Below are 17726 nucleotides of genomic sequence, written 5' to 3'. Positions count from 1 at the left end.
GTGTCGCGAAAGCCACTTTCGCGACGTCTGATGTCCTGAAAGTGGCTTTCGCGACACGGGCGCCGGAGGTGCTACCCGGCTGACTCCGGCCCCTTCAGCAGCACAGGCAGCGAGCGGTGTCCGTTGGAGATGAACGAGTCGAGATGCCGCAGCGCCTCCGGTGCGGTCGCGAGGGTCATGTCCGGGAAGCGCTCGAACAGTGCCGGAAGGGCGATCGCCGCCTCGAGCCGGGCCAGCGGCGCGCCGATGCAGAAGTGGGCTCCGAACCCGAAAGCGATGTGTGCCTTGTCCGTGCGCGTGACGTCGAACGCGCCGGCGTCGTGCCCGTGCACTGCCGGGTCTCGTCCGGCGGCGGCGTAGCCCGCCAGAATCGCGTCGCCCTTCCGGATGACCACGCCGGCGACGGCGATGTCCTCGACGGCGTAGCGCAACGGCAGGTTCGCCACGGGTGCCTGCCACCGCAAGGTTTCCTCGATCGCGTCGGCCCAGGAGACCCGTCCGGCGCGGAGCAGGGCGAGCTGATCGGGATGGGTCAGCAGCGCGGTGATGGCCTGGTCGAGGAGATTCACGGTGGTTTCATGGCCTGCGGAGATGAACAGGATGAGGGTGTCGATCAGTTCGGTTTCGTCGAGCCGGGCGCCGTCGGCCTGTGCGGCGATGAGCGCGGTGGTGAGATCCTCGCCGGGGTTCTCCCGTCTGGCGGCGACGAGTTCGGTGAAGATCGAGTGGATGTCCTGGTAGGCGGCCAGCATCGCCTCCTGGCTCGCCGAAGTCCGGAAGAAGACGTCGACCGAGTGCCGAAGCCAGCCGCGGGCCGAGTCCGGGACGCCGAACAGGTGGCAGATCACTTCGATGGGTACCGGATAGGCGAAGTTCTCACGCAGGTCGATGGGTTCGTTCGCGGGCAGGGCGGCGAGCCCATCCAGCAGATCGGTGACGATCCGGGTGATCCATGGCTCCAGCGTGGCGATCCTGCGTGCCGTGAAGGCCTGCGTGACGAGCGAGCGGAGCCGTTTGTGGTCGGCCCCGTAAGCGGTGAACATGTTCCGCACGGAGACCCACACCAGCAACGGCCAGTCCGCGCTGACGTCGGCCAGCGCAGGCCAGTGCTGCCGGGCGTCCTTGGACACACGGGGGTCGCTGAGCAGATCGCGCAGGAGTTCGTATCCCGTCACCGACCAGGCCACCACACCGCCCGGCAATTCGACCTGGGTGATCGGGCCATGTTCGCGCAGTCGTTCGTTCTCGGCGTGGATGTCTTGGCCGTTCGGGTCCAGAACCAGGGGACGCGTCACCGGGGATCACCCTTTCTCGGCGGAGCGGACCGGGTCCAGCGTGCCAGCGCCGCCCGCCGTCCGGCTATTCGCCAAACGGTGGTCGCTCAGTACAGCTCGATGACGAGCCGGTCGGTGAGCGCGCGTGAGACGCAAAGTGCCATTTGGCCTTCGCGGTCGGCCGCGGTCAGGCAGTTGTCCCGATGGTCCGGCGTGCCTTCGAGCACGCCGGACACGCACGAGCCGCAAATGCCTTCCTCGCACGACTTGAACACCTCGATGCCGTTGGCTTCGAGTACCGCCAGGATCGATTTCCCGGCCGGCACCTCGAATTCCTCGCCGGTGTCGAGTTCGACGGTGAGCGGCCGGTCGGCCGACGTGTCCACCTCGGCGGCTTCGAAATGCTCGACATGCACGTGATCCGCGCCGACGACTCGGCCGAGCACGTCGCCGACCTGCCGCATGAAACCGTCGGGGCCACAGGTGTAGACGTGGGCCGACGGTGTCAGGCCCTCGGCGATCGTCCGCAGAACGGCGGGATGTTCGCCGTGCGGGACGCCGAAATGCGGCCGGACGCGGTCGGCGAACTCGACCCGTTCTTCCAGAAGCTCCACGAACGCCGCGGTTTCCCGCGAGCGGGCGAAGTAGTGCAGCTCGAATTCACTGCCCCAGGTGTAGAGCTCGTAGGCCATCGAGAGCAGCGGCGTGATGCCGATGCCACCGGCGACGAGGACGTGCCGGTCCGCGTCTTCGGCGACGGCGAGCAGATTGCGCGGCTCGCTGATCTTGAGGTGATCGCCGACCGAGACCTGGTGCATCGCCACGGATCCACCGCGCGAGTCCGGCTCCCGTTTGACCGCGATCAGGATCGACCGCGGATCGTCGGGGGCGCCGCAGAGCGAATACTGCCGCAGCACCCCCGTCGGGCCGACCACGTCGACGTGCGCCCCCGCCCGGTAACGGACGCGCAGCGGCTCGTCGTCCTGCCGCACCAGCCGCAGGGTACGGATTTCCGGTGTCTCCTCGGTGATTTCGACGACGCGGAAGAGGACGTTCGTCATCTCGGTGCCTCCAGGTCAGCGCATGAACAGGCCGCCGTTCGCGTCCCAGCAGGCGCCGGTGACGGAGGCGGCTTCGGGGGAGGCGAGCAGCGCCACCATCTCGGCGATGAACGTCATGCTGCCCAGCCGTCCGACCGGGATACCGGCCGTCAGCTTCGCGAGGTTCTCCTCACCGACGATCCGGTGGACCATGGGGCTGTCCTGCGGTCCGGGGGAGACCGCGTTCACCGTGACCCCGCGTGCGGCGAGCTCGCGGGCGAACACCTTGGTCGCCGTCAGGATCGCGCCCTTGGAGGAGGCGTAATGCCCGCCGGTCGAGGTGCCGCCGTTCTGCCCGGCCAGCGACGCCAGGTTGACGATCCGGCCGTACCCGGCTTCGGCCATATGCGCGCCGAACAGCTGACAGGCGTGGAAGGTGCCGTTGAAGTTCACCGCCATCACCTCGTCGAGCTCCTGCGGCGTGATCTCCAGCAACGGCCGTGCCTGGGTGCGGGCGGCGTTGTTGACCAGCACCTGGACCCCGCCGAAATCGCCGAGCACCGACGCGAGCAACTGATCGATCTCGGGACGGCTCGCGACGTCGACACGGTAGCTCTGTGCGTGCGCCCCGGTCCGGTCCAATTCGGTCGCGAGCCGTTTCGCGGCGGCCTCGTCGAGGTCGGCGATCGCCACCCGGTGGCCACCGCCGTGCAGTCGCCGCGCGATCTGCTCGCCGAGCCCGGTCGCCCCGCCGGTGACCACGGCGACCGGCGCGTTGCCGCTCACAGCAGGAATCCCGCGGCGGGAACGGCTTCGTCGGCGTCGACCAGCCGGACGACCTTGCGGGCGAAGCGGTCTTCGTCGCCACTGGCGCCGAGGCGGACGACGTAATCGACGTCCGCGGCCCAGAGGTCGTGACGGCCGCGTTTGTACGCCACGATGATCTGTGCGGCCTTGAGCGTGACCGACCGGTCGCCGACGTCGGTGGGGACGAAACGCGAGACGGTCCGCACGGTGATCGCCGAGTCCACCGCGGCGATCGCGTAGCCCTCGGTCATCCGCCGCACGCGCAGCGCGCGCATCCGGGCGTCGTCGTGGACCATGTTGAGGACGTCGCCGAAGTCTTCGGCGTCGCGTTCGATCGGGATGATGTACATCGCGTCGTCGGCGTAAAGCCCTTGCCAGGCCTCGTAGTGCTTGGCGTCCAGCAGCGCGGCCTCGCGCCAGGCCAGCTCGATCGCGCGGACCACGCGCGGATCGGTGAGGGTCTCAGTCATCGCTCATCATCCGCTTCCATTGGGCGTACGCCGCCCGCATCCCGGTCTCGTCGGTGACATGGCTGGTCGGCCAGCCCTCGGCGGACGGCTTCTCGCGCCCAAGACCGCGGTTGACCATGATCGGCATTTCGGGTGCGCCCTGGGCACCGCGCTGCACCCGGTCCCAGCCTTCGGAGTCGTCCGGCGTGCCGAAACCGAACGGACCCTGGAAATGCTCGTGGGCGCGCAGTCGTTCCCGGTTGACCGGCCCGACGATTTCGGCCGGGCCGTCGCTGCCTAGGGCGACGTGCTCGATGACGGTCTCGTCGACACTGATCGGCCGCAGTACCCGGAAGAACGAGATCGACATCGACACGTTGGGGAACAGGTTGAGGTTGAACCCGGTGCCGTGCACGGCACGGACGAGCCTCCGGACCTCGGCTTCGTCCGCTCCGGCGGCTTCCAGCTGGGCGACCAGTCCGTCGAACCGCGGCTGGAGGGGCTCGCTGCCGTCGTCCGCGGCCAGATCGGAATGTTCGGGGACCATCTGCATCACCGAGTGGCCGTTCCCCAGATCGTGCGTGACCGCCGTCGGATCGGTCATGAACGACATCATCTCGGCGGTCTCGGCGTCGACCGAGGCCATCCAGGAGCGGTGCACGATGGGGAAGTGGTACCCGTCGGTGGTGTTCTCCAGCTGGATCTTCCAGTTGCCGCGGTAAGTGAACCGATGGGTGCCGAGCACCTTCACCGGGTAGCCGCCACCCTGCCCCATGAAGCGATCGATCCACAGTTTGACGTCGCCGAGGAAATCGGCCAGCGGCTCGGCCTCGGCGTTCAGGGTCGCGAAGATCATCCCGCCGTAGGACTCGGTGCGCAGGGTCTTCAGCCCGAGATCGGCCTTGTCCATGACACCCTCGTACCCGTCGGGGTACGGGATACCGCGGAGTTTGCCGTCCAGCCCGTAGGACCAGGCGTGGTACGGGCAGGTGAACCCGTTGGCGTGGCCGGTCTTCTTCTCACAGAGCGACGCGCCCCGGTGGCGGCAGCGGTTCACGAGCGTGCGGATCTCGCCCTTGCGGTCCTTGGTGACGATGACCGGATGCCGTCCGACGTGGGTCGATTTGAAGCTGCCGGCCTTGGGCAGTTCCGATTCGTGGGCGACCCAGATCCAGGACCGCTCGAAGATCTTCGTCATCTCCTGGTCGAAGATCGCGGGGTCGGTGTACATCCGGCCGGCGACCCGGTCGCCCAAGACGAGGTCCGCGGGCGGCAGATCGTGCACGGTGGCGGCGGTGAATTCGGTCATCGCGATCAGCCCCGGTATTCGCGCGGAGTGAGGGCGCGGCCGATACGCGCTTCGATCTTGGCGTACTTCCACAGCTTCCACGGGCTGTCACCGACCGGCGTTGAGCGCAGGAAGTCGCACGCCTGCCTGACGGTTTCCTGCGTGTCGACGTCGCAGAGCAGGTAACACGTCCACGGCCACCCGTCGGACGGGCCGACCATATGCGAGTCGTCGTCGATGTCGCCGATGAAATCCACGCCGGGCAGGCCCTTGATGCCGTCCATCAGCGCGACGAACGCGGTCCAGACGTCGCCGGCGGCGACGCCGCCTTCCGGCAGGTCGAAGAAGTTCTGGTTGATACCGATGCAGAACAGCACACGCAGCGGGGTGTCGCTCATGGTGGTGGTCCAACTCCTCGTCGGTCGGTGGTGGGTCACTGGAAGCCGGGAACGGTGGGCGGATGGCCCATCAGCACGGCACCCGCGGCGTCGTACATGGCCGGGCCCAGGAACGCGTGCTGCTGCGGGACGAGGGCGTCGCCGAGCAGCCACTGCAGCGGATGGTCGTTGGCGATGGCGCCCGTCCCGGACAGGCCGATGACCCGGTTGACGGTCTCGGCGGCCGTCTTCGCGAGATGGGTCGAGGCCAGCCGGAGATGGGCGTTCTGGTGCGGCGCCACTGGATCGCCGTCCAGCACGGTCCGCCACGCCTCGTCGGTGACCTCGTAGAAGTACGCCCGCGCCGAACGCATCGTCGCTTCGGCTTCGGCGAGACCCGTCCGGTAGTAGGCGCGGTCGGCGAGTTTCGGCGCGCCCGTGACCCCCGAGCGGCCGCTGCCGACCTCGGTCGCGAAGTCGAGCGCCGCGCGGGCGACCCCCGCGCCGACGATCGCCAGCACCTGGGAGGCGTAAGCGAGGGTGGGGTAGCGGTACAACGGCTCGTCGATGGTGGGTTCACCACCGCGGATGAACGTCCACTCGCGGGGCACCTCGACCTTGTCGACGACCAGGTCGAAGGAACCGGTGCCCTTCATCCCGACGACGTCCCACTCCTGGATGATCTCGACCTGCTCGGGCCGCAGCAGCGCGGTGCGAGGCTTGCCGGCGGTCGTGTCGTCGCCGGGGATGCCGACGCCCAGGACGTCCGCGCCCATGCACCCGCTCGCGAATTTCCAGCGCCCGTCGACCAGGAAACCGGACGCGGTGGGCTCGGCCCGCTGCACGGGGAAGAGACCACCGGCGAAGCACACGTCCGGGCCGGCGGCGTAGAGCTCGGCCTGCGTCTCGACGGGCAGCGCAGCGAGATACACCAGTGCGGAGCCGAAACTCGCGACCCACCCGGTGGATCCGTCGACGACGGAGATCCGCTCCACCATCCGCAGGAATTCGGCCGGGGGCAGTGGCCTGCCGCCGAACCGTTCGGGGGTCGCGGACCGGTAGACGCCCGCCGCCTTGAGCCTGCCGACGAAGTCGCGCGAGACATACCGCTGGTCGCGGAACTCCTGACGGCGTTCGAGGAGTTCGGCCAGGACATCGTCGAGTGTCACGGCCGGGCTCTCCTGGATCTGGGCCATCGGGCGCTCCTCGCGTCGTAGGGAAGATGTCTCCGACGCTAGGGATCACCGCCGCGGGTGGCCATTGGTCATTGCCTGCCGTCGGCCGGGGATTCCCACGCAGAGGGGTAGGGGAAATCCTTACCGGAGGGCCCGGCGGCGAACTCCTATGCTGAGGCCGTGGAGGTCGACCCGATCGCGCCTGAGCTGGCCACCGGCGACTTCGTGGCGATGATGAACGCCTCGAAGGTCTGCGTGCTCGTCCACGACGCGGCGACCAAGAACATCCTGTGGGCCAACCCCGCCGCGTGCGAGATGCTCGAATTCAGCGTTTCCGAGCTGCGCCCGCTCAAGGCCAACCACATGAGCAGCTCCGCCCAGCAGTACGACCGGGTGATCGGCCGGGCGTGGCTCCAGGCGGCGGTGGAACACGGTTCGAGCCGGATCGTGTGGCACTACCGGAGCAAATCCGGCCGGGTCATCCCCACCGACGCGGTCGCCATCCGGGTCGAGCTGGAACGCGGGCCCGCGGTGATGGTCCAGTTCCGCGACATCCAGCGCGCGGAGGAGATCGAACGCGAGCTGAAGCTGACGACGTCGTACGTCGACGCGCTGGCGCGGCACACCGCGACCGTGGCGTTCATGCTCGACGCAGCCGGGGCGGTGCGGTTCGCCACGGACAGCGCGCTGGCCTTCCTCGGCCTGACCGGCGACGACGATCGGCTGGCAGGCGAGCCGCTGACCGCGTACGCGCGGCTGTACCTGGGCGGCCGTCCGGTGCGCTGGGCCGAGGTGGTCGCCGGCGCCGATCCGGTCGGGCCGGTGCAGCTGGAGCTGCCCGGGGAGAGCCCGACGTGGCTGGAAGGGAGCCTGGAACGGCTTTCCGAGTCCGAGGTCGACGCGTATCTGATGATCCTGCACGACGTGTCCGAGCGCGTCCGCGGCGAAGCGCGGCGAGAGCTGGAACTGCGGCACGAGAACTATCTGGCGCGCTACAACGCCATGGGGGACATGGCGATGGCGATCGCGCACGAACTCGGCCAGCCGCTGGCCGCCGCCGCGAACTTCATCGCGGGCATCCGGGCGCGCGCCGCCACGATCGCGGGCGGCGGTGACGTCCGTGAGCAGATGGGTTACGGCCTCGACAGCGTCGCCCGCCAGATCGACCGGGCCAAGGACATCGTCGGCTCACTGCGCTCCTTCGTCGGGCATCTGGAACAGGTGGAGCAGGTGGTCGACCTGAACGAGATCGTCCGGGAATGCCTGTACTTCATCGAGCTGAGCGCCGCGCCGAACTCCGTCGCCGTCGAGGTCCGGCTCGATCCGGCGCCGGTGCTGGTGCGGTGCGAACGGGTCCTCACCGGGCAGGTGGTGATGAACCTGTGCCTCAACGCGATCGACGAGACCACCGAATGCGAACCGGTGCGGCGGCGGATCACCGTGGGCACCCGGGCCAAGGAAGGGGTCGGCGTCCTGACCGTCGACGATCACGGGCGCGGCGTCGCCAGGGATCCGTTCGCCGAGTCTTTCACCAGCAAACCCGGTGGCAGCGGGATCGGGCTGGCGCTGAGCCATCGCATCATCACCCGGCAGCACGGAAGCATCTGGGCCGAGCGGCGGGACGGTGGCGGCTCGCGGTTCGGGTTCGCGCTGCCGCTGGCCACGTAAGGGAAATCCTCAGGCGGCGCGGTGGAACTCGGGATATCGCCCGTTTCGGCCCCGGCTCTAGCGTCGAGGTATGCCCGATGAGCTGACCACGACCCAGCGACGGTTTCGCGCGGCGATGGCGAACCTTTCGACGGCTGTCAACATCGTCACCACCGACGGCGTCAGCGGCCGCGCCGGCATCACGGTGAGCGCGGTCTGCTCGGTCACCGACTCACCGCCGACCCTGCTGGTCTGCGTCAACCAGTCGAGCTACACGCACGACATCTTCCGCACCAACGGCAGGATGGCCATCAACGTCCTCGCCTCCCAGCACGAGGACCTCGCCTTGCAGTTCGCCGGTGCGACGGACGTGCCGATGCTCGACCGGTTCCGGTTCGACGTCTGGGATCACGACCGGTTCCGCATCCCGGTGGTGCGCGACGCGGCCGCCGTCCTCATCGGGGGAGTCGGCGCGGAGTTCACGCAGGGCACGCACACGGTGCTCTTCGTCGAGGTCGAGGACATCTTCGTCGACGAGGACGCCGGGGGCCTCGCCTACTTCCGGCGCGAGTTCCACCGGATCGCGCCATGAGCGAGCGCACCACGTTGATGTGTTACAACGACAACCACGGGTACGGCTGGCGTCATGTGGATCTGTTCGTGCACGACGCCGAGGGCCGTGAGCTGAACTGGGTCCACTGGCAGGCCCCGGCCGACGGTCCGGACGCCGCCGACGAGGTGACTGCACGGGTCGAGCCCCGGCTGCGGCGTACGTCGGAATGGCGGCACGCGGTCAGCGCCGGCGGCGTGGACTATTGGGAAGCGGATGCCGCCTGGGAGGACGAGTGAAGCTCGCGCGCCCGTGGTCGCTGCGGGAACTCGTCCAGGACCTGCGGCAGGGGCGGACCACTCCGGAGGCCGCTTGGAAGCGCGCACTGGCCCGGATCGCCGAGACGGACGCGGACCTGCGCGCCTGGGTCGACCGGACGGGCTTCCCGCCGGGCGCGGGCGTGCCTCTCGGGGTCAAGGACATCATCGATCTGGCGGGTGTGCCCACCCGGTGCGGTTCGGCGCTGCGCGCGGAAGCCGCTCCGGCGGCCTCGGACGCAGCGATCGTGACCGCGTGGCGCGCGGCCGGCGTCGTCCCGCTCGGGAAGACGGTCACCACCGAGTTCGCGTTCTTCGCCCCCGGCCCGACCCGGAATCCGGCGGCCCCCGGTCATACCCCGGGCGGCTCGTCCAGCGGATCGGCCGCCGCTGTCGCGTCCGGGCAGGTACCGCTGGCGCTGGGCTCGCAGACCGCCGGATCGGTCACGAGACCGGCGTCGTACTGCGGGGTCGCGTCGCTGGTCATGAGCCACGGCCGGTATCCGGTCACCGGTGTGACGGGGCTGAGCCCGAGCCTGGACAGCCACGGCGTCTTCGCGGCCACTGTCGCCGACCTCGCGATCGCGTGGTCGGCACTGACCGGCGATCCCGGTCCGGACCGGCGTCCGCCGCGGATCCTGGTGTGGTCCGCCGATGCGCTCGACGTCGTCGAAGCACCGATGCGGCAGGCGCTGACGCACGCGGCGAAGCGCCTGCAGGAAGCCGGGGCCACCGTCGAGCCGTTCCGCGACGAACGGCTGATGGCCGGGCTCACGGCCGCGCATCCCGTCGTGATGGCTTACGAGGCGGCGCGGGAAAGGGCCGCCGAACTCGCCGTGGCCGAGCGACTGAGCGCTCCCTTGGCGCAGCTGCTCCAGGCCGGTGCCGCGACCTCGGCCGACAAGTACGAAACCGCCCGCGCCACCATCGCCGACGGCTCCGTCCGGGTGGCCGAGGTGTTCGACGCCTACGACGTCGTGCTCGGCCCGGCCGCGCCCGGCGCGGCGCCGCGCGGACTGGAGGCGACCGGGAACCCGGTGCTGAGCCGGGGCTGGCAGGCGCTCGGGCTGCCCGTGGTCGCCCTGCCCGGATTCACCGACGCGGCGGGCCTGCCATTGGGTCTGCAACTCGTCGGCCGTCACGGCGGGGAGGACGAACTGCTCGGGCACGCGTGCTGGGCGGAGCGGGTGCTCGCCGGGGATTCATGGTAAGGAGCTCTCCATGGTCACCACCGATTCCGCGTCCGGCGGCGAGACGTCGCCGGTGGTCTACATCGTCGACGACGACGAGGCCATCCGCCAATCCCTGGTGTTCCTGCTGGAGAGTGTCGGCATCCAGGCGCTCGTCTACCCGGACGGGCCGACGTTCCTGGAGGAGTTCGACCCCGACGAGCCGAGCGTGCTGATCATCGACGTCCGGATGCCGGGGCTCAGCGGCTTGCAACTGCAGGAGAAGCTGGTCGCCCGCGAATTCCCGGCGCCGGTGATCTTCTGTTCCGCACACGGCGACATCCCGATGTCGGTGCGGGCGCTCCGGCTGGGCGCCGTGGACTTCCTCGAGAAGCCATACGAGCCGCAGCGGATGCTGGAGGTCGTCCAGGCGCAGCTGGTGGTCGCGGCGGAACGGTTCGCCGAGGCCGCCTGCCGCAAAGCCGTCACCGAGCGGATCGCGACGCTGACCCCGCGCGAGCGGGAGGTGCTCCGGCTGGTGATCGACGGTCTGCCCAGCCAGCTGATCGCGCGACGGCTCGGCACGAGCGTGAAGACCGTCGACGTGCACCGGGCCCGGATCAAGGCCAAGACCGAGTCGGACAGCCTCGGCACGCTGGTGCGCGATGTCCTTCAGCACCAAGTCACCGTTTAGGTCCCGCCGGCCTCGTGAGTGGTAAGGACGGTTAGAACCGTCCTTACCACTCACGAGGGCTCAGCGCGCCATCAGCACCGAAGTCGCCGGGAAGTCCGAAGCGAAACCCGCGGGCAGCGGAGCGATGAAGACGTTCTCGGTCCGCGTGCGGGTGATGAGCCAACGGCCGTCCTGACACCGGAACGCGTTGTTGAGCCTGCTCGATCGCAGCAGCCCCGTCCCGTCGGCGTACAGCCACGGCTGGACGTGGATCCACTGCCCGTCGGCCCGGTCGCCGTCGACGTGGATCTGCTCCGAGGTCAGGTAGTGCGCGTTGAGGACCAGTGCCGGGTCCCGTTTCTCACCCCAGAACCTGGCGAAATGCGCCCGGATCCGGTCCTTGCCCACCGCACGGCCGAACTGTCCGTCGTAGTGCTCGCCGACGCCTTCCCAGACGGCGTCCTCGGCGTACAGCTCCAGGATCAGATCGATGCGCCGGTCGTCGTCGGTGACGCCGTACTCCGGGCACGGCGTGTCGCAGAGGAACATGTACCGGGCCTGGACGCGGCGGATCTCGGCCTCGGCCTCCAGCACCTCGACGCGGCGCCGGAGCTCGGTGAGTTCGTCGTTCATCGGGTCCTCACAGGGGCGGTTTCGGGAAGGGCCAGCAGGCAGACGACGGTCAGGGCCATCCCGCCCGCGAGGTAGTAGCCGACCGACATCGAGGTACCGGTCCACTCGATGAGCCGGTTCGCCATCGACGGCGCGAGGCCACCGCCGAGTACCGCGCCGATCTGGTACGCCAGCCCGGCGCCGGACTGCCGTTGCTCGGGGGTGAACAGCTCCGTCAGGTAGGTGATCAGCGGGCCGAACAGGAATCCGGTGAGGGCGAAACCACCGGCGATGGCGAGCGCCCAGGCGGTCAGCGTGCCGACACCGGCGATCGGGAACAGCACGAACATGTACGCCAGGACCGCGACGGAGGCCGCGAGCATCACGGGTTTGCGGCCGAGCCGGTCCGAAAGCCGGGCACCGAGCACCACCGTCACCGCGTGCAGCGCGAGGCCGGGCAACGTGCACCACAGCACGTCCTGGATGTCCAGGCCGAGGCCCTTCGGCGCGGGGCCGCCGGCGTAGGAGAGCATGAACCCGGCCAGGACGAACATGACCCCGTTGAGCCCGGTGTTCGCGCCCGCCGCGAGCAGCAGCCTGCCCCAGTTGTCGCGGATGACGTTCCAGATCGGCAGTTTGACGATCTTCTCGTCCAGTTTGCTGGCCGCGAGCTCGTGGAACACGGGTGATTCCTCGAGCGCCCGCCGCGCCCAGACACCGATGGCGAGGACGACCGCGCCCGCGATGAACGGGATCCGCCAGCCCAAGCTGGTGACGACCCCTTGCGGCAAGTAGAAGATCAGCACGAAGGCGAGGTTCGCCAGCAGCGCGCCGAGCGGTGAGCCCAAGGCGACGAAAGCCCCGAACGCCGCCCGTCGTGACGGTGGAGCATGCTCGACGGCGAGCACCGACGCCCCGCCCAGCTCGCCGCCACGGGAGAAGCCGTGCACCAGGCGCAGCAGGACGAGCAGGAACGGCGCCGCCACCCCGATGGTGGCGTAACCCGGCAAGAGTCCCATCAGGACGGTGGCCGCGCCCATGAGGTAGAAGGTGATGAGCATGGCGCGGCGGCGGCCGTAACGGTCGCCGACCCAGCCCATCACGATCGCACCGAGCGGTGCGACGACGTAGCCGATCGTGTAGGTCGCCAGGCTCATGAACGAGGCGAACCAGGGATCGGTGTCGCCGGAGAAGAACACCTTCGGGAAGACCAGTGCGGAGGCGACCGTGTAGATGGAGAAGTCGAAGAACTCCAGCGACGTCCCGGCGCCCGCGCCGATCGCGAGCCTGCGGGTCTGGGCCGAAGTGGTCTTGGCTGGAGCGGTGGATGCTGTCATGCGCGCTCTTCCTTGAACGGTGACGGGCGGTCGACGTTGCACCCCTCCCGGCAACGTTCGTCCCAAGGTAGGAAGGTCGAGGTACCGCGCCTAGTGGAGGAACCCGCTGTCCGCCTGAAGGTTTTCCCTACCCTGTCCCCGATGTCGAGGAGGTCCGCGCGTGAGCGCGATCAACGATCTGTCCGCCACCACCCAGGCCGAGCTGCTGGCTTCCGGCGAGTTGTCGGCGCGTGAGCTGCTCGACGCCACTCTCGACCGCGTGGCGAAGCTGAACCCGGCGCTGAACGCCGTCGTCAGCATCGACGAGGAGGGCGCGCGGGCCGCCGCCGCGGCGGCCGACGAAGCGCGGGCGGCGGGGCGGTCGCTGGGACCCCTGCACGGGCTTCCGCTCGCCGTGAAGGATCTCCACGCGACCGCCGGGATGCGCACCACCTTCGGCTCGCCCGCGTTCGAGGACAACGTGCCCGACGCCGACGAACTGATCGTCGCCCGGATGCGCGCCGCGGGAGCGATCGTCTTCGGCAAGACGAACGTTCCCGAGTTCGGCGCGGGTTCGCACACCTTCAACCCGGTGTTCGGCCTGACCCGCAATCCCTACGCGCCGGACCGCTCTGCCGGTGGTTCCAGCGGGGGAGCGGCCGCCGCGCTCGCGGCCGGGATGACGTCGCTGGCCGACGGCAGCGACATGGGCGGGTCGCTGCGGAATCCCGCCTCGTTCTGCAACGTCGTCGGCCACCGTCCGAGCCCGGGCCGAGTCCCGGCCTGGCCGGCGAAGGACGCCTGGTTCACCCTTGGGGTGCAAGGCCCGATGGGACGCACGGTCGCCGACACGGCCCTGTTGTTGTCCGTCCAAGCGGGCCCGGACGATCGCGCTCCGCTGTCGCTGGCCGAACCCGGCAGCGTGTTCACGGCCGGATTGCCGACCCGATTGGACGGACTGCGCATCGCGGTCTCGGCCGATCTCGGCGGCCGGGTGCCCGTCGACGCAGAGGTCGCGGCGATCGTGGAAGACCAGGTGGACGTGCTGCGCGGCCTCGGCGCGGAGGTCGTCTCGGGCTGCCCGGATCTGACCGGGGCCGAGGAGGTCTTCCGGACCTTCCGTGCCCTGTACTACGCGCAGTCCGTCGGTGATCTCGTCGACGGTGAACCGGACAAGGTCAAGCAGACCATCCACTGGAACGTCGCGAAAGGACGCACGCTCACCGGAGCGGATGTGGCCGACGCCACTCGGCTGCGCACCGAACTCTTCCACCGCGTCCGCGCCTTCTTCGCCGAAGTGGACGCCGTCGTCCTCCCCGCCAGCCAGGCGCTTCCCTTCGACGCGGAACTCGAGTACCCGAAGACCGTCGGCGGTACCGAAGTGGAGGACTACCTGCACTGGATGCGGGCGGCCTATCTGATCTCGGCCACGGAATGCCCGGCCACGGCCGTCCCCGCGGGTTTCACCGGCGAGGGACTGCCGGTCGGGGTCCAGGTGGTCACGCCGCATCGCGCCGACCTTCGCGCGCTCGGGATCGCGCACGCGTTGGAGAAGGCGACCGGCCACACCGCTCGGCGGCCGCCGATTTCCCTGACTTGACCGGCTCGTGGTGGTGCCAGCGCTACCACGAGTCTTCCCTCACGCGGGATCGATCCGGGCCCTCGCCGACCGTAGGTTGGCGAAAGAGATCACCATCGCTAAGGGGAAATGATGAATTCAGGGGGCACGTGCGCCTTGACGCTGGAATCCGTGAGCAAGGTCTACGGATCCGGCGACGGCGCGGTCACGGCGTTGAACGGGGTGACCGTCGAAGTGCGCAGAGGCACCTTCACCGCGGTGATGGGACCGTCGGGCTCGGGCAAGAGCACCTTCCTGCACTGCGCGGCCGGGCTGGACAAACCGAGCTCGGGCCGGGTGTTGCTGGGGGACACGGAACTGAGCAGGCTGCGGGAGAAAGCGCTCACCGAGCTGCGGAGGACGCGCATCGGATTCGTCTTCCAGGCCTACAACCTGCTGCCGTCGCTGAACGTGCTGCAGAACATCACGCTGCCGATGCGGCTGGCCGGGAAGAAGCCGGACCCGCAATGGCTGCGCGAGATCGTCGAGGGTGTCGGGATCGCGAAGCGGCTCGAACACCGCCCGTCGGAACTGTCCGGTGGCCAGCAGCAGCGGGTCGCGATCGCCCGCGCGCTGGTCACCCGGCCGGAGGTCGTCCTCGCCGACGAGCCGACCGGGGCACTGGACACCCGTACCGCGAAACAGGTCCTCGATCTCCTTCGCTCCATTGTGGACGGTATGGGGCAGACCGTGCTGATGGTCACCCACGACCCGGTCGCGGCGTCGGCCGCGCACAGCGTGCTGTTCCTCGCCGACGGCAAGCTGGCCGGTCACCTCCCGGCGCCGACGCCGGAACGGGTCGCCGAGCGCATGACCCACCTCGGGGAGTGGTGACGTCATGTGGGATTTGGCCTGGCAGACGACGAAGACCCGCCTGAGCGGTTTCGTCGGCGCGTTCGTCGCGATCCTGTGCGGGACGGCGCTGGTCGCCGGTTGCGGCATCCTGATGGAATCCGGTCTGCGCGCCGGTGTCCCCACCCAGCGGTACGCCGGCGCGGCGGTCGTCGTCGGCGGCGGGCAGACGGTCGATCCGCCCGGGACCGGCGCGCTCGACAGTCAGCAGGTCGCCGAGCAGGCGTCGGTGCCGGTGACGCTCACCGGCGCGATCACCGCGGTGCCCGGGGTCCGTGGCGTGGTGGCGGAGCAGAGCTTCCCGGCCACCGTCGTGACCGCCGACGGACGGCCACTGACCGGTCCGGAAGGCGGCCAGTCACTCGGGCACAACTGGGACGCCGCCGTGCTGGCGCCGTTCTCGCTGCGTGACGGCAGCGCGCCCGCCGGTGCCGACGAGGTGGTCCTCGACGCGGATCTGGCGTCACGGAGCGGTGTCTCGGTCGGGCAGCGGGTGAAGATCGCCGTCCGCTCGGCACCGGTCGAGTTCCGGGTCTCCGGGATCGCCGCCCCGAAGACGGGCGACGGCCTCTCGCGGCAGTCCGCGCTGTTCTTCTCCCAGGAGAAGGCGGTCGAACTCGCCGGGACCCCCGGACAGGCACACGCGATCGGCGTGCTGGCGGAGCCGGGTGTCACGCCGGGCGATCTCGCCGAGAAGATCGGCGCCGCGGTCGGCGACGAGGTGACGGTGGCGACCGGGGTCGAGCGCAGCACGGTCGAGTTCCTCGACGTCAGTCAGACCCGGATGCTCCTGATGGCGCTCGCGGGTTCGTTCGGCGGCTTCGCGCTCCTCATCGCGGTGTTCGTCGTGGCCAGCACCCTGGCCCTCGTCATCAACCAGCGCCGCCGGGAGTTCGCCCTGCTGCGGGCGATCGCGGCGACACCGCAGCAGATCCGCAAGCTCATCGGCGCCGAGACGATGATCGTCGCGGTGGTCGCCGGGGTACTGGGCAGCGGCCTCGGGGTGGCGGTGGGCTTCGGCCTGAGGAACGCCTTCGGTGCCATCGGGGTGATCCCGCCGGACTTCGAACTGGCGATCAGCCCGATCCCGCTCGTCGCCGCGCTGGCACTGGGGCTGGGCACGGCGCGGTTGGCCGCCTGGTCGGCTTCGCGGCGTCCGTCGTCGATCCGCCCGGTGGAGGCACTCGGCGAGGCCGCCGTGGAGCGGCGCGAACTCGGCCGGGTGCGGGTCGCCATCGGCTGCGCGCTGGTGGTGGCCGGTCTCGGCGGGTCGATGGTCCCGATCTTCGTGCGCGGTGAGGCGGGGCTGGCGGCTTCGGGCGGTGCGTCGCTCATGATCGTGATCGGGCTCGGCGTGCTCGGCCCGAAGGTGGTCGCCCTCATGACGAGCCTGATCGCCCCGGTGCTGAACCGGATTTCGCGGATCAGCGGCTACCTGGCCGCCGCGAACAGCCAGGCCAACTCGCGACGGCTGGCGGCCGCGGTGACGCCGGTGATGCTGGCGGTCTCGTTCGCGCTCACGATGTTCTACAGCCAGACCTCGGCGGCCGCCGCGCGCCAGGAGGAGACCGTCGAGTCGACCACGGCGGACTACGTGCTCGCCAGTGGCACCGGCGGGTTGTCCCCGGAGGTCGCCGGGGCGGCACGGCGGGTCCCCGGTGTCGCCGCCGCGACCCCGGTCGTGCGCACCGAGGTGCTGAACACGGTGCAGGAGCAGGACAAGCTGCGCGTCGAGCGGTACGCGGCGCAGGGACTGGACGGCGCGCAGATCCGCGGGAACGTCGACCTGGGTGTCGTGTCGGGCAAGATCACCGATCTGACCGGGAACACCGTGGCGATGAGCGAATCGGAAGCCGACTGGTACGAGAAGAAGATCGGCGACGACGTCGAGTTCTTCTTCGGTGACGGCGCTCCGGCGAAGCTGCGGCTGGTCGCCACCTACACCCGTGACCAGGCTTTCGGCCGCTACGTGCTGCCCGCCGATCTCGCGAGGGCGCACACCGGGGACCGGCTGGACGATGCGGTGCTGGTGCGGCAGCAGCCCGACGCGGATTCCGCCGTCGTGACCGCCGCGCTGAACGAGCTCGCGGTCCGCTATCCGGGTCTGGCCGTGACGCCGGGATCGGCGGTGGCCGCGCCCGCGAACGGGCAGCAGGACGCCCAGTTCTACGTGAACCTGGTCGCGGTCGGGGTGATCCTCGGCTACGTCGTGATCTCGGTGGCGAACACGCTGGTGATGAGCACGGCGCAGCGCTCGCGCGAGTTCGCGTTGCTCCGCCTGATCGGCACCACGAAACGCCAGGTGGTGCGGATGATGCGCTTCGAAGCACTGGCGACGGTCGGGGTCGCGGCGCTGCTGGGCACGGTGGTGGCGGGGATCCCCTTGATACTGCTGAACCTCGGTCTGCGCGGGACACCGCTGCCGTCGGGCACGGTCACCGTCTTCGGCGGCGTCATCGCCGGGGCGATCCTGCTCGGGCTGGTCTCGCTGGGGCTCGCCACCCGCGTGGCGCTGCGGTCGAAGCCGATCGAGGCCATCGGTCTCCGCGAGTAGCGCGTTCC

At 69.7% G+C, this 17726-nt stretch carries 17 protein-coding genes; 8 read left to right on the top strand and 9 right to left on the bottom strand.

All coding sequences use genetic code 11. The features are described 5' to 3' along the window. Positions 1–71 precede the first annotated feature (71 nt). The 7 genes from ACFWIW_RS07525 to ACFWIW_RS07495 form a co-directional block, all read right to left on the bottom strand. Entirely contained in the window at positions 72–1295 is a 1224-nt protein-coding gene (locus ACFWIW_RS07525) for a cytochrome P450 (protein WP_378367653.1), read from the bottom strand. An 86-nt stretch (positions 1296–1381) separates the two neighbouring features. Further along, complete coding sequence (locus tag ACFWIW_RS07520) at positions 1382–2335, bottom strand: PDR/VanB family oxidoreductase (protein ID WP_378367652.1); 954 nt, start codon at positions 2333–2335, stop codon at positions 1382–1384. Positions 2336–2350: 15 nt separating this feature from the next. Further along, positions 2351–3100 (bottom strand): SDR family NAD(P)-dependent oxidoreductase, encoded by a 750-nt coding sequence (locus tag ACFWIW_RS07515; RefSeq protein WP_378367651.1) that lies wholly within the window; start codon positions 3098–3100, stop codon positions 2351–2353. Then, positions 3097–3591, bottom strand: a complete 495-nt coding sequence (locus tag ACFWIW_RS07510; protein ID WP_378367650.1) for an aromatic-ring-hydroxylating dioxygenase subunit beta — start codon at positions 3589–3591, stop codon at positions 3097–3099. The genes ACFWIW_RS07515 and ACFWIW_RS07510 overlap by 4 nt, the downstream gene beginning before the upstream one ends. After that, on the bottom strand, positions 3584–4879 hold the full coding sequence (locus tag ACFWIW_RS07505; RefSeq protein WP_378367649.1) for a Rieske 2Fe-2S domain-containing protein: 1296 nt from the start codon (positions 4877–4879) through the stop codon (positions 3584–3586). Before ACFWIW_RS07505 ends, ACFWIW_RS07510 begins: the two co-directional genes overlap by 8 nt. Positions 4880–4884: 5 nt before the next feature. Beyond that, positions 4885–5256 carry a hypothetical protein gene (locus tag ACFWIW_RS07500; protein WP_378367648.1) on the bottom strand — a complete coding sequence of 124 codons (372 nt, stop codon included), beginning with the start codon at positions 5254–5256 and terminating at the stop codon, positions 4885–4887. 35 nt (positions 5257–5291) lie between these two features. Then, positions 5292–6431, bottom strand: coding sequence for an acyl-CoA dehydrogenase family protein (locus ACFWIW_RS07495; protein WP_378367647.1), 1140 nt, complete (start codon positions 6429–6431; stop codon positions 5292–5294). A 159-nt stretch (positions 6432–6590) separates the two neighbouring features. On the opposite strand from ACFWIW_RS07495, the gene ACFWIW_RS07490 reads away from it, so the two are divergent. The 5 genes from ACFWIW_RS07490 to ACFWIW_RS07470 all read left to right on the top strand — a co-directional run bounded on the left by ACFWIW_RS07490 (position 6591) and on the right by ACFWIW_RS07470 (position 10787). Further along, positions 6591–8078, top strand: a complete 1488-nt coding sequence (locus tag ACFWIW_RS07490; RefSeq protein ID WP_378367646.1) for an ATP-binding protein — start codon at positions 6591–6593, stop codon at positions 8076–8078. A gap of 70 nt (positions 8079–8148) precedes the next feature. Then, positions 8149–8649 (top strand): flavin reductase, encoded by a 501-nt coding sequence (locus ACFWIW_RS07485; RefSeq protein WP_378367645.1) that lies wholly within the window; start codon positions 8149–8151, stop codon positions 8647–8649. Continuing rightward, complete coding sequence (locus tag ACFWIW_RS07480) at positions 8646–8906, top strand: hypothetical protein (protein ID WP_378367644.1); 261 nt, start codon at positions 8646–8648, stop codon at positions 8904–8906. Before ACFWIW_RS07485 ends, ACFWIW_RS07480 begins: the two co-directional genes overlap by 4 nt. Further along, on the top strand, positions 8903–10135 hold the full coding sequence (locus ACFWIW_RS07475; RefSeq protein ID WP_378367643.1) for an amidase: 1233 nt from the start codon (positions 8903–8905) through the stop codon (positions 10133–10135). The genes ACFWIW_RS07480 and ACFWIW_RS07475 overlap by 4 nt, the downstream gene beginning before the upstream one ends. 10 nt (positions 10136–10145) lie before the next feature. Continuing rightward, positions 10146–10787 (top strand): response regulator transcription factor, encoded by a 642-nt coding sequence (locus ACFWIW_RS07470; RefSeq protein WP_240598318.1) that lies wholly within the window; start codon positions 10146–10148, stop codon positions 10785–10787. A gap of 60 nt (positions 10788–10847) precedes the next feature. Here the strand turns inward: ACFWIW_RS07470 and ACFWIW_RS07465 are convergent, their stop codons facing one another. Continuing rightward, positions 10848–11399 carry a nuclear transport factor 2 family protein gene (locus tag ACFWIW_RS07465; RefSeq protein WP_378367642.1) on the bottom strand — a complete coding sequence of 184 codons (552 nt, stop codon included), beginning with the start codon at positions 11397–11399 and terminating at the stop codon, positions 10848–10850. Then, entirely contained in the window at positions 11396–12715 is a 1320-nt protein-coding gene (locus ACFWIW_RS07460) for an MFS transporter (RefSeq protein ID WP_378367641.1), read from the bottom strand. Before ACFWIW_RS07460 ends, ACFWIW_RS07465 begins: the two co-directional genes overlap by 4 nt. Positions 12716–12875: 160 nt before the next feature. Between ACFWIW_RS07460 and ACFWIW_RS07455 the strand changes: the two genes are divergently transcribed. The 3 genes from ACFWIW_RS07455 (at position 12876) to ACFWIW_RS07445 (ending at position 17718) form a co-directional block, all read left to right on the top strand. Further along, the gene (locus tag ACFWIW_RS07455; protein ID WP_378367640.1) at positions 12876–14294 is read left to right on the top strand and encodes an amidase; all 1419 of its coding nucleotides are present in this window, start codon (positions 12876–12878) and stop codon (positions 14292–14294) included. A 111-nt stretch (positions 14295–14405) separates the two neighbouring features. Next, positions 14406–15146, top strand: a complete 741-nt coding sequence (locus ACFWIW_RS07450; protein ID WP_378367786.1) for an ABC transporter ATP-binding protein — start codon at positions 14406–14408, stop codon at positions 15144–15146. 4 nt (positions 15147–15150) lie between these two features. Beyond that, positions 15151–17718, top strand: coding sequence for an FtsX-like permease family protein (locus ACFWIW_RS07445; RefSeq protein WP_378367639.1), 2568 nt, complete (start codon positions 15151–15153; stop codon positions 17716–17718). Positions 17719–17726: the final 8 nt, after the last annotated feature.

Origin of the sequence: Amycolatopsis sp. NPDC058340, assembly GCF_042723975.1 — a bacterium.
GTDB lineage: Bacteria > Actinomycetota > Actinomycetes > Mycobacteriales > Pseudonocardiaceae > Amycolatopsis.
Note: the sequence above shows the minus strand (reverse complement) of the source record. Positions and strands in the feature narration are given on the sequence as shown.